Source organism: Microbacterium bandirmense (assembly GCF_037204185.1).
Taxonomy (GTDB): domain Bacteria; phylum Actinomycetota; class Actinomycetes; order Actinomycetales; family Microbacteriaceae; genus Microbacterium; species Microbacterium bandirmense.
Genome location: NZ_JBBDGM010000004.1, coordinates 63,296 through 75,908, shown reverse-complemented (window position 1 = coordinate 75,908; position 12,613 = coordinate 63,296). Strand labels below are relative to the sequence as shown.

The following is a 12,613-nucleotide window of genomic DNA, read 5'->3' as shown; positions in this document are numbered from 1 at the left end:
CCGTAAGAAGGACGAATCCTTCTGGATCATTTGGTCATAAGGGGGTTTGTTCCTTCCATAACGTGAGAGCGTGACCCTTCCCGCTCCCGTGACCTCTGCGTCCACCCGCGCCGCGTACTTCGTGTCCGACAGCACGGGGGTCACCGCCGAAACGCTGGGAAACGCGCTGCTGGCGAACTTTCCTGGCATCCGATTCCTGAAGCACACGATCCCGTTCGTGATCACCGACACCGAGGCGCAGTCGGTCGTCGCGAGCATCGACGCGGATGCTGAAGCAGGACGCGATCCGCTCCTGTTCATCACCGTCAAGAACGCCGCGCTGCGCGGCATCCTCAGCGCCTCCCGCGCGACCGTCATCGACCTGCTCGCCGGCCACCTCACCGAGCTCGAGAGGGCGCTCGGCGTCACAGCATCCGAACAGCTCGGCAACTACCACGGCCTCGGCGACACCGACCGCTACTTCGCGCGCATGCGCGCCGTGGAATACGCCATCGAGCATGACGACGGGCAGAGCTCGCGCGCCCTCGACCAGGCCGACGTCGTGATCATCGCGCCGTCGCGCTGCGGCAAGACGCCGACGACGATGTACCTCGCGCTGCAGCACGGACTCCGGGTCGCGAACTACCCGCTCACCGACGACGACTTCCCGACCGAGGCGCTGCCGCGCTCGGTCGCGAAGTACGGCGCACGCTGCTTCGGGCTGACCACGACGCCGCTGCGCCTGAGTCAGGTGCGCCATGAGCGCCGGCCGAGCTCGCGCTACTCCAGCCTCGAGCAGTGCACGATCGAGCTGCGCCGCGCCGAAGACCTCTACCGACGAAACCGTGTCCCGTTCCTGAACTCCTCGACCAAGAGCGTCGAGGAGATGTCCGCGGTCATCATGCAGACCATGAACCTGCGTGCCTGACCGACCTTTCCCCACCCCAGCGAAAGAAGCAGCGCAATGAGCAACGTCCTCTGGTTCCACGAGGTCGGAATCGCCGACCTTCCGCAGGTCGGCGGCAAGAACGCCTCCCTCGGTGAGATGGTCTCCAACCTCGCCGACCTCGGCGTGCGCGTCCCCGGCGGATTCGCCACTACCGCCGACGCGTATCGCGCCTTCCTCGCCGCCGATGGCCTCGACACCCGCATCCGAGAAGCCGTCGAGGCGATCGACGTCGACGACGTCACCCAGCTCTCCCGCGTCGGCGCGGCGGTGCGCGAGTGGATCGAGCAGCAGCCGCTCCCGGCAGACATCGAAAACGACATCCGGGCCGCGTACGCGCACCTCGTCGAGAACGACCCGACCCCGGATGCCGTCTCGTGGGCCGTCCGATCGTCGGCGACCGCCGAGGACCTGCCGGACGCCTCATTCGCCGGTCAGCAGGAGACGTTCCTGAACATCTCCGGCATCGAGAACATCCTGCAGGCGGTCAAGCAGGTCTTCTCCTCCCTCTACAACGATCGCGCGATCGCCTACCGGGTGCACAACGGCTTCGACCACCACGACGTCGCCCTCTCGGTCGGCGTGCAGCGCATGGTGCGCTCCGACATCGGGGCATCCGGGGTCATGTTCACCGTCGACACCGAGTCGGGCTTCGAGGACGCCGTCTTCATCACCAGCTCGTACGGGCTCGGCGAGGCGGTCGTGCAGGGTGCCGTGAACCCCGACGAGTTCTATGTCTACAAGCCCGCGCTCGCCGCGTCCCGGCCCGCGATCCTGAAGCGGTCGGTGGGCGAGAAGGCGATCGCGATGCGTTACACGGCCAGTCGGCAGGTCGGCGGGACGACGGTCTTCGAAGACGTGCCGGCCGAGGACCGCCGGCTGTTCAGCATCTCGGATGCCGAGGTGGAGGAGCTCGCCCGCCACGCGGTCACGATCGAGCGGCACTACGGCCGTCCGATGGACATCGAGTGGGCGCGTGACGGCGTCGACGGAAAGCTGTACATCCTGCAGGCCCGCCCCGAGACGGTCGTCTCCCGCGCGGATGCCAACGTCATGCGGCGCTTCGTGCTCGCCGAGCGCAGTGACGTGCTCGCCACCGGTCGCGCCATCGGGCAGAAGATCGGCTCGGGTGCGGTCAGCGTGCTGCGCTCCATCGACGACATGGCGCGCTTCCGCGCGGGCGACGTGCTGGTGGCCGACATGACCGACCCCGACTGGGAGCCGATCATGAAGAAGGCCTCGGCGATCGTCACCAACCGCGGCGGGCGCACCTGCCACGCGGCGATCATCGCCCGCGAGCTCGGCATCCCCGCGGTCGTCGGCACGGGGGACGCGACCCGCGTGCTGCCCGACGGCCTCGATGTGACCGTCTCGTGCGCCGAGGGCGACGACGGCTTCGTCTACCAGGGGCTGCTCGAGTACCGCGAAGAGGAGACGCACCTCGATCGGATGCCCGAGGTGCCGGTCAAGATCATGATGAACGTCGGCACCCCCGACCAGGCCTTCTCCTTCTCGCGGCTGCCCAACCGCGGCGTCGGTCTCGCCAGGCTGGAGTTCATCATCAACCGGCAGATCGGCATCCACCCGCGGGCGCTGCTCGAGCTCGATCAGCTGCCCGCCGAGATGCGCAGCGAGATCGACGAGCGCATCGCCGCGTACCCGTCGCCGCGTGAGTTCTTCGTGCAGCGGGTCGCCGAGGGCATCGGGATGCTGGCGGCGGCGTTCGCGCCCGAGCCGGTGATCGTGCGGATGAGCGACTTCAAGTCGAACGAGTACGCCAACCTGCTCGGCGGCGACCGGTACGAGCCGCACGAGGAGAACCCGATGATCGGGTACCGCGGCGCGTCGCGCTACATCTCGGCGGAGTTCCGCGAGTGCTTCGACATGGAGTGCGAAGCGATTCGCCGTGTGCGGGATGACATGGGACTGACCAACGTGAAGATCATGATCCCGTTCGTGCGCACGGTTGCCGAGGGTGCAGCCGTGGTCGAGCTGCTCGCCGAGAACAGGCTGCGCCGGGGTGAGAACGGGCTCGAGGTGGTGATGATGTGCGAGGTGCCCTCGAACGCGCTGCTGGCCGACGAGTTCCTGGAACACTTCGACGGGTTCTCGATCGGCTCGAACGACATGACCCAGCTCACGCTCGGCCTCGACCGCGACTCGGCGCTCGTCGCATCGACCTTCGACGAGCGCGATCCGGCGGTGAAGAAGATGCTCGCGATGGCCATCGAGGCGTGCCTGCGCCGCGGCAAGTACGTCGGCATCTGCGGGCAGGGTCCATCGGATCACCCCGATCTCGCCGACTGGCTGCTCGATCAGGGCATCGAGTCGATTTCGCTGAACCCCGACACGGTCGTGGAGACGTGGATGCGGCTGGCGGAGCGGACGGCGGTGGCAGTGCCCCTGCCCGCTTAGGCCCTCGTCAACTCCGGACCCCGAGCGCTTCCGCCAGAGCCCCCAGGGTCCGATCGGACGATCCGCCGGTCGTCGCAGTCGTCATGTCAGCGTCCGATGACCTTGTCGATCGACATCACCAGGATGACGCGCTTGTCAGCATCCGCCGGCGCCGCCGGGTCGGCCTGGCCGTAGCGACGCGCGAGACGCTGGTAGAAGCCCCCGGTCGGATCGGGAGTGGCCTCGACGAGCCGGCCGCGCACCTCGATGTAGCGGTACGGGTTCTCGGGGTCGTAGACCGCCAGGCTCATCGACGGGTTGCGCAGCAGATTGCGGTACTTCGCGCGGGTGTTCGTGTGCGTGAAGCGGATCGTGCCGTCCACCAGCTCGAACCACATCGGGCTGACCTGGGCGGTGTCGTCGCGCCCCACGGTGGCCAGCGCGCCGTACACGGGGCGCTCGAGAAGGTCGATCAGCTCGGTCGGGATCTCTGTGGTGCTCATGCGACCGAGCCTACCCAGGCGCTTGTGCCCGGGGGTGAAGCCTCCACGGACGCCGGCGCCCAGAGGTGGCGACGCAGGACGGGGCCCCGCCGGCGCCCCCGGTCGCGTCAGGGCATCCGCTCCCGCCACTGCGTCACGATCTCCGGCATCGTTTTGCGGTCGGTCACCGGCGCAGCGTGCGCGCCCCACGTCGGCCGCGAACCGGTCAGCACCCACGCCGCCTGCGCTGCCGCACCGAGCGCGACGTACTCCCGCGGCTCGGGCACGCTGACGGGCACATCGAACACCTCCGCCGCGATCGCGCGCACGGCGGGACTCTGCGCGGCACCACCGATCAGCAGCACCCGCGTGGCCTCGACACCCTGCGCCCGGATCGCATCCAGACCGAAAGCCAGTCCGCAGAGCACGCCCTCGATCGCGGCACGGGCGAGGTTCTCGCGCGTGGTGCCGGCCAGGGTCATGCCGAACAGGGTCGCGGTGGCATCCGGGCGGTTCGGGGTGCGCTCACCCTCGAACCACGGCTGCAGCACGAGCCCGCCCGCGCCGGGTGCGGCGGCCAGCGCGAGCGCGCTCAAGCCCTCGTGGTCGACGCCGAGCAGGTCCGCGGTGGCATCCAGCACCCGCGCGGCGTTGAGCGTCGCGATCAGCGGCAGCCAGCCGCCCGCCGCGTCGGCGAAGCCGGCCACCGTGCCGCTGGCGTCGCGCACCGGGGCATCCGTCACCGCGAACACCGTGCCGGACGTGCCGATCGACACCACCGCATCGCCGATGCGGGCACCGAGCCCGAGCGCCGCGCCGGCATTGTCGCCGGCCCCCGGCGCGACGCGCCGGACCACAGCGCCCGACCCCACAGCATCCGACGCCGCAGCGCCCGACGCCGCAGCATCCGAGACGTGCTCGTGCGGCGACAGCACGCGCGGCAGCACCACATCCGCCGCGTCGCGGCGCAGCGCACGCGAGAGGATCTTGCGGTCGTAGCCGGTCGCTCCCCAGTAGCCGGTGCCGCTGGCATCCGATCGATCCGTCACCAGCTCATCGAGCCGCGGCCGATCCGGTCCGTACCCGCGCAGCCGCCACGTCAGCCAGTCGTGCGGCAGCGCGACGGCGGCCACGCGTGCGGCGTTCACCGGCTCGTGGTCGGCGAGCCAACGCAGCTTCGTGACGGTGAAGGATGCCACCGGCACCAACCCGGTGCGCTCGGCCAGCGCGGATGCGCCGAGCTCCGCGGTCAGATCGGCGGCGGCCTCGGCCGACCGCGTGTCATTCCACAGCAGCGCGTCGCGCACCACGCGCCCGGCGTCGTCGAGCGCGACCATCCCGTGCTGCTGGCCCGCGATCGACCAGGCCTCCACATCGGCCAGACCACCGGCATCCGCTATCGCCGCCCGCAGGGCATCCCACCACGCTGACGGATCAACCTCGGTGCCGTCGGGGTGGGCGGCGCGTCCCGTGCGCACCACCTCACCCGTTGCAGCGTCGGCGATGACGACCTTGCAGGACTGCGTCGACGAGTCGACGCCCATCACGAGTGCCATATCGGCATCCTTCCTCACAGTGACACTGCCGCGCCGCCCCCGCTGGTCGTCCTCGCCCCGTCGCATTTACGCAGCTGAACAGGGGCGGCGACGATGAACAGGGGCGGCGACGATGAACAGGGGCGGCGGTGGCCTCAGCGCGCACCCATCAGGTGCTCGGTGGCCAGCTGCTGCAACCGCACGAAGCCGAAGCCGTGGCCGCCGAGGTAGGCGGCGGCGTCGAAGTCCTCGAATGCGCTGCGGTCGGCCAGCAGATCGTCATAGCTCTCGCCCTCGCCGAGTGTGGGCTGTGACAGCTCCGCCACGCGAGCGGCCGCCAGTGCCTCCTGCACCTCGGGATCGGCGCGGAACGCCTCGGCGCGCTCCTTCAGCAGCAGGTACACGAGATCGACGACCGGCTCGACGCCCTCGAGAGGCGCCTCGCACCGCACCTGGGCGACCGTCTCAAGGGCGTGATGGCGAACTATCGCGGTCCGCATGCTTATGGCGTGGGCACCGTGGCGCAGATCATCCACCGGCTGACGGACATGCGCGAGCGCGGGCTCGGCTATGCGATCAACTACTTCCCCGAGGCGGCCTACGACCGCTCCGGCATCGAGCTCTTCCAGCGTGAGGTCATCCCGGCGCTGAGCTGAGATCTTCACATTCCACACTGTGAGAGGTGACCCACCCCGCTCTCGCGGTGAAGTGCGCGCCCATCTCCTCAGCAACACGGCAGGCAGTGAAAGCGCTTGCGTAACGGCGGCATCGCGCAATCTCGGGCTCACGCGAGTTTGCGGATTATCACGGATCAAGTCCTGTAAGCGCTTGCAGATGTTCCGCGAATCCTGCTAGCTTCTCACGCACAGCCCGGGCACCCAGCGGTGCCCGCCGTCCCCGATGGAGCCCCCGTGTCGAAGAAGACCGTCCTGTCGAACGCCCGCGCACCTCGCCGCACCCGTCACCTCGCGCTGCTCACTGCAGGCATCGTGGTGGTGTCCGGCTTCTCGGCGCTGGGGGCGTTAGCAGCCCCCGCCATCGCAGCCGAACGCACGGTGGCGCTGGTCGGTGATCTGCAGTCCGAACTCGGCTGCGCTGCCGACTGGGCACCGGACTGCGGCGCCACCGAGCTCGCACCGACGGGGGCTGAGGGCATCTACTCGGCCGAGTTCGAGGTGCCGGCCGGCAGCTACGAGTACAAGGTCGCCCTCGATGACGGCTGGGATGAGGCGTACGGGCTCGACGGCGGAGGCGACAACATCCCACTGACGGTCGAGGGGCCGAGCACACTGCGCTTCACGTTCGATGACGTGCTGAAGCGCGTCGGTGTCGAGGTCGCCGATCTGCGGGGGAGCTACGCGGCCGCTGATGACGCACTGATCGCAGAGCCGGTGCGCCAGGCCGGAGCCGACGAACAGTTCTACTTCGTGATGACAGACCGGTTCGCCAACGGCGATACATCGAATGACACCGGCGGCCTCACCGGCGACCGACTGGCCACAGGCTTCGACCCGAGTGACAAGGGGTTCTACCAGGGCGGTGACCTCGCGGGTCTGCACGAGCGGCTCGACTACATCGAGGGCCTGGGTACGACGGCCATCTGGCTGACACCCAGCTTCGCCAACAAGCCGGTGCAGGGCGAGGGGGCGAACGCGAGCGCCGGCTACCACGGCTACTGGGTCACCGACTTCACCCGCATCGACCCGCACTTGGGCACCAACGCCGAGCTGGAGGCGCTGATCGATGACGCACACCAGCGCGGGATCAGGGTGTACTTCGACATCATCACCAACCACACCGCCGACGTCATCGACTACACCGAGAAGCAGTATTCGTACATCGACCAGCAGACCAGCCCGTACACCGACGCCGACGGCACAGCCTTCGACCCCGCCGACTACGCGGGCACCGATCGGTTCCCCGCGCTCGATCCCACCACGAGCTTTCCGTACACGCCGGCCATCGCCGAATCCGAGAAGAACGTCAAGACGCCCGACTGGCTGAACGACCCCACGCTTTACCACAACCGCGGCAACTCGACGTGGACGGGCGAGTCGGTCACCTACGGTGACTTCGACGGACTCGATGACCTGATGACCGAGAACCCCACCGTCGTGGACGGCTTCGTGAAGGTCTACCAGGACTGGATCGACCTCGGCATCGATGGGTTCCGCATCGACACGGTCAAGCACGTGAACTTCGAGTTCTGGCAGCAGTGGACCACTGATGTGCTCGACTACGCGCACGCCAACGGCAAGGACGACTTCTTCATGTTCGGCGAGGTGTACGACGCCGACCCGGCCAAGCTCGCGCCGTACGTGCGCGACACCGACATGAACTCGGTGCTCGACTTCACCTTCCAGTCCTCGGCCATCAGCTTCGCCTCCGGCAACTCGGCCAAGGGCCTGCAGTCGCTGTTCGCGGGTGATGACCGCTACACCACATCTCACTCGTCGGCATCGGCCCTGCCCACCTTCCTCGGCAACCACGACATGGGTCGCGTCGGCTCCTTTCTGCAGCGCACCGACGCTCCGCTGCAGCGCGTCGAACTCGCCAACGAGCTGATGTTCCTCACTCGCGGGCAGCCCGTCGTCTACTACGGCGATGAGCAGGGCTTCGCCGGCGCCGGCGGTGACAAGGACGCCCGCCAGACGCTGTTCGCGACCCAGGTCGACGAGTACGCCGACCAGCAGCTGGTCACCGGCGAGCGGGCCGGATCGGTCGACAGGTACAGCACCGAAGTGCCGTTGTACGAGCAGATCTCCGCACTGTCGGCACTGCGCCGCGACAACGCCGCTCTGCGCGACGGCGCCCAGATCGAGCGGTACACGGCGTCCGGTCCCGGCATCTACGCCTTCTCGCGGGTCGACGCCGATGAGCGCGTCGAACACCTCGTCGCGGTCAACAACGACACCCGTGCGCAGACGGTGGAACTGACCACACTCACCTCAGATGCCACTTACCGGGTGCTGCACGGCGATGCCGAGCAGATCTCGACCGACTCAGGAGCATCGACGACGATCACCGTGCCTGCGCTGTCCGCCGTCGTCTGGAAGGCGGATGCCACCGTCACCGCTCCGGCAGAACCGGCGCCCCTGACAGTCACCGTCCCCGCCGCCGGTGCGGGAATCACCGGTGAGACCGCGGTGCAGGCCGACATAGCCGACCAGTGGGCGCAGACCAGCTTCTCGTGGCGGGTCGTCGGCTCTGACGACTGGCACGCGCTGGGCACCGCAGAAGACACCGAACCGCGCGTCTTCCATGACGTCCGCGGACTGAAGAACGGCACGCTCATCGAGTACCGCGCGGTGACCACGGACGCCGCGGGGCGTCATGCCGCAGCATCCACCTACGCGTCCGTCGGCAACGGCGTCTCGCTGGCACCCGACGAGGAGCAGCCGCCCGCGGCGGCGGAGATGGTCACCGTGCCGGGCAGCCTGAACTCGGAGATGGGCTGTGCGGCCGACTGGGATCCGGCGTGCGAGAAGGCAGGGCTCACGCTGCGTCCAGACGGCGTATGGGCGGGCACGTTCGATCTGCCGGCAGGTGACTACGAGTACAAAGCGGCCATAGACGGCAGCTGGACGGTCAACTACGGCGCGAACGGCGTGCCGGACGGTTCGAACATCGTCATCACGCACGCCGGCGGGCCGGTCACGTTCTACTTCGACCCGCGCAGCAACATCATCCAGTCCACTGCCGAGGGCCCGATCGTCACCCTGCCCGGATCGCTGCAGGACGAGCTCGGCTGCTCTGCCGACTGGATGCCGGACTGCCTGGCCACTCTCATGGCCGACGGAGATCGCGACGGTGTGTACGAGTTCTCGACCTCGCAGCTGCCCACAGGTGCGTATGAGCTCAAGGCCGTGCACGGTCTCAGCTGGGATGAGAACTACGGCGCAGACGGCGTGCGTGACGGTGCGAACATCTCGTTCAGCGCCACCGATGGCAAGGTCACGACCTTCCGCTACACGCTCGCCACGCACGTGCTCGAGATCGCCAGCGACGACCCGCCGCTGCCGGGCACCGGTGAACAGCGCGCGCAGTGGATCGACAAGCGCACCATCGCGTGGCCGGCCGCACTCGGCGAGCCGAGCCGTGCCGCATACCGCCTGCTGTCAGCATCCGACGCCTCACTGGCTGCGACCGACGACGAAGCCGGCGCCGACGATCTGATCGAGCTCGCCGTCGTCGACGGCGGCCTCACCGACGCGCAGAAGCAGCGCTTCCCCGCGCTGGCCGGCTACCTCGCGCTGCAGGTGCCGGCCGATGCCGACGTGCCGACGCTGCTGCGCACCCAGCTCGCCGTTGCCCAGAGCGACACCGCCGGTGCCGTCACGGCGTTCACCGGGGTGCAGATCCCTGGCGTGCTCGACGACCTGTATGCGGCACAGCTGTCGGATGCTGATCTCGGCGTCACTTTCCGAGGAGGGTCCCCGACGTTCCGCCTGTGGGCGCCGACAGCGCAGCAGGCGACCCTGCTCACCTGGGATCCGCAATCGGCCGGCGCCGAGGAGCCCACCCGATACGAGGCCGCGTACGACGAGGCCTCGGGGGTGTGGAGCGTGAAGGGTGCGAAGGCACTGAACGGTGACGAGTACCTGTGGGAGGTCAGCGTCTACGCTCCCACCACCGGTCGGATCGAGACCAACCGTGTCACCGACCCGTATTCGGTCGCTCTCACGGTCAACTCCACCCGCTCGGTTGCTGTCGACCTCGCCGACAGGGCCCTCCAGCCAGAGCAGTGGGTGAGTGCAGACAGTCCTGTGATCGGCAAACCCGTCGATCGTGCGATCTACGAGCTGCACATCCGCGACTTCTCGATCGGCGACGAGACCGTCCCCGAGGCGGAGCGCGGCACCTACCTGGCCTTCACCCGCGACAGCGCGGGCACCGACCAGCTGCGTCAGCTCGCCGATGCCGGCATCAACACCGTGCATCTGCTGCCCTCGTTCGACATCGCCACCATCGAAGAGGATCGCGATGCGCAGGCCGTGCCGGAGTGCGACCTGGCCTCGTACGGTGCGGCCGGCACCGAGCAGCAGGCGTGCATCGCGGCGATCGCCGATGAAGACGGCTTCAACTGGGGTTACGACCCGTACCACTACACGACCCCTGAGGGCTCGTACGCAGTGAACCCCGACGGCGGCGACCGCATCGCAGAGTTCCGCTCGATGGTCGGTGCACTGCACGACATGGGCCTGCAGGTCGTACTCGACCAGGTGTTCAACCACACCGCGGCCTCGGGTCAGGCAGAGCGCAGCGTGCTCGATCGAGTCGTGCCCGGCTACTACCACCGCCTCAACGCGGCCGGCGCCGTCGAGACCTCGACGTGCTGTCAGAACGTGGCCACCGAGCACCAGGTGGCGCAGAAGCTGATGGTCGACTCGGTGGTCACCTGGGCTCGTGCGTACAAGGTCGACGGGTTCCGCTTCGATCTGATGGGACACCACTCTGCCGAGAACCTGAAGCAGGTGCGCAAGGCGCTCGACCAGCTGACGCTTCAGAAGGACGGCGTCGACGGCAAGGCTATCTACCTGTACGGCGAGGGCTGGAACTTCGGCGAGGTCGCCGACAACGCGCTGTTCGAACAGGCCGTGCAGGGCCAGCTCGGCGGCACCGGCATCGGCACCTTCAACGACCGGCTGCGCGACGCTGTGCACGGCGGCAGCCCGGTAGATGGCTCATCGACGTTCCGGCAGGGATTCGGCACCGGCTTGGGCACCGACCCCAACGGCGATCCGATCAACGGCAGCACAGAGCAGGCCCTCGCCGATCTCGGCCACGAGACCGACCTGGTCAAGCTGGGCCTGGCGGGCAACCTGCGCGACTACACCTTCACGACAAGCGACGGTGAGCTCACCGCTGGTGAGGACATCGACTACCGCGGCGCGAAGGCCGGCTATGCCGATCAGCCCGACGAGGTGATCAACTACGTCGACGCGCACGACAACGAGACGCTGTACGACCTGTCGGTGCTCAAGCTGCCGGTGGACACGTCGATGGCTGATCGGGTGCGCATGAACACGCTCGAGCTGGCCACGGTCACGTTCTCGCAGTCGCCGTCGTTCTGGCACGCCGGCACCGAGCTGCTGCGTTCGAAGTCGCTGGATCGCAACAGCTACAACTCCGGCGACTGGTTCAACCGCATCGATTGGACCGGTCAGGAGTCGACCTTCGGCTCTGGTCTGCCGATGGCGGCCGACAACGAGGGCAAGTGGGCGCTGATGGCGCCGCTGCTCTCGAATCCCGAGCTCAAGCCCACGGCCGCCGATATCGCCGCGGCCGAGGCGTCTGCGCTCGATCTGCTGCGCGTGCGCAGTGAGGTCGGACTGCTGCGGCTGGGGTCGGCGCAGGCGATCACGCAGAAACTCACCTTCCCGAATGGGGGTGCTGACGCCGCCCCCGGCGTGATCGTGATGCAGATCGACGACACCGTCGGCACCGATCTCGACCCCGAGCTCGATCGCGCGCTGGTCGTGTTCAACGCGTCGCCCGAGGTCGTCACGCAGACCGTCGACGCCCTCGCCGGCCACGACCTGGCACTGACGCCGGCGCAGGCGAAGGGGGCGGATGCCGTCGTGCAGACCACCACGTGGGAATCGGCGACCGGCACGGTCACCGTCCCCGCGCGCACCGTCGCGGTGCTGGTGGAAGCGCAGGAGGGCACCGGACCCGGCGGCGGAGAGGGCGAGCCCGGTGGCACTGAAGAGCCCGAGCCCGGCCAGGCAGAGATCGCGCTTTCGGCCGACACGGTCGAGCAGGGCGGCACGGTGACGGTGACGGTGCGCGGACTGCAGGCCGGTGAGAAGCTCACGGCTGCAGTGCACAGCGACCCGATGGTCGTGACGGGTGTTCCCGCGGCAGATCGCGATGGCATCGTGCGCTTCGAGGTCACGATACCTGTCGACTTCGCCATCGGCACGCACACCGTGGTAGTGCTCAGCGATGCACGCGCGCCGCTGCGTGCCTCGCTGACCGTGGTGGCAGAGGGCGACCTCGCGACGACGGGTGCGACAGTGCCGTGGGGTCTGCTGCTCGGTGCCGCGCTGCTGCTGTTCGCGGGCGTACTGCTGGTCGTGTTGCGCAGACGGCGGGTGGCGCGGGACTGAACGACCGACGGGCATGCGCGAGCACGGCGCGCGTGCCGTTCCAGAACGCTCTTGCATGCATCCGTGCTCGGGTGGATAATCCCGTGCAGGACCGGTCACTGGGGCGGTCCATGGCATCCGGACGTCTGGGACTCCGCCCGGTTGAGCACGGCCGGGCGAGGAAGC

General features: G+C 68.4%; 6 protein-coding genes and 1 pseudogene. 4 read left to right on the top strand and 3 right to left on the bottom strand.

The genetic code is table 11. The features are described from left to right. The first annotated feature begins 70 nt into the window (after positions 1–70). Together WDU99_RS05845 and ppsA are read left to right on the top strand one after the other, a co-directional pair. Positions 71–907, top strand: a complete 837-nt coding sequence (locus tag WDU99_RS05845) for a pyruvate, water dikinase regulatory protein (protein ID WP_337331505.1) — start codon at positions 71–73, stop codon at positions 905–907. 36 nt (positions 908–943) lie between these two features. After that, complete coding sequence (gene ppsA, locus WDU99_RS05840; protein ID WP_337331504.1) at positions 944–3,340, top strand: phosphoenolpyruvate synthase; 2,397 nt, start codon at positions 944–946, stop codon at positions 3,338–3,340. Between the two features lie 86 nt (positions 3,341–3,426). On the opposite strand, the gene WDU99_RS05835 is transcribed toward ppsA, so the two are convergent. From WDU99_RS05835 to WDU99_RS05825, 3 genes and pseudogenes are all read right to left on the bottom strand, one after another. Then, positions 3,427–3,822: a PPOX class F420-dependent oxidoreductase gene (locus WDU99_RS05835; RefSeq protein WP_337331503.1), complete on the bottom strand. Its 396-nt coding sequence runs from the start codon at positions 3,820–3,822 to the stop codon at positions 3,427–3,429. A gap of 107 nt (positions 3,823–3,929) precedes the next feature. Further along, complete coding sequence (gene xylB / locus WDU99_RS05830) at positions 3,930–5,357, bottom strand: xylulokinase (RefSeq protein WP_337331502.1); 1,428 nt, start codon at positions 5,355–5,357, stop codon at positions 3,930–3,932. Between the two features lie 134 nt (positions 5,358–5,491). Beyond that, positions 5,492–5,737: pseudogene (locus WDU99_RS05825) on the bottom strand (xylose isomerase); the annotation flags it as partial. Between the two features lie 108 nt (positions 5,738–5,845). On the opposite strand from WDU99_RS05825, the gene WDU99_RS05820 reads away from it, so the two are divergent. Continuing rightward, complete coding sequence (locus WDU99_RS05820; RefSeq protein WP_337331501.1) at positions 5,846–5,992, top strand: hypothetical protein; 147 nt, start codon at positions 5,846–5,848, stop codon at positions 5,990–5,992. A 255-nt stretch (positions 5,993–6,247) separates the two neighbouring features. Further along, a complete protein-coding gene (pulA, locus tag WDU99_RS05815; RefSeq protein ID WP_337331500.1) occupies positions 6,248–12,448 on the top strand; it encodes a pullulanase-type alpha-1,6-glucosidase in 6,201 nt (2,066 codons plus the stop codon). The last annotated feature ends 165 nt before the right edge of the window (positions 12,449–12,613 follow it).

What these genes read in the sequence shown, in the direction of transcription:
- xylB (WP_337331502.1), bottom strand. Translation starts at nt 5,357, where the DNA reads ATGGCACTCGTGATGGGCGTCGACTCGTCGACGCAGTCCTGCAAGGTC.
- ppsA (WP_337331504.1), top strand. Translation starts at nt 944, where the DNA reads ATGAGCAACGTCCTCTGGTTCCACGAGGTCGGAATCGCCGACCTTCCG.
- WDU99_RS05835 (WP_337331503.1), bottom strand. Translation starts at nt 3,822, where the DNA reads ATGAGCACCACAGAGATCCCGACCGAGCTGATCGACCTTCTCGAGCGC.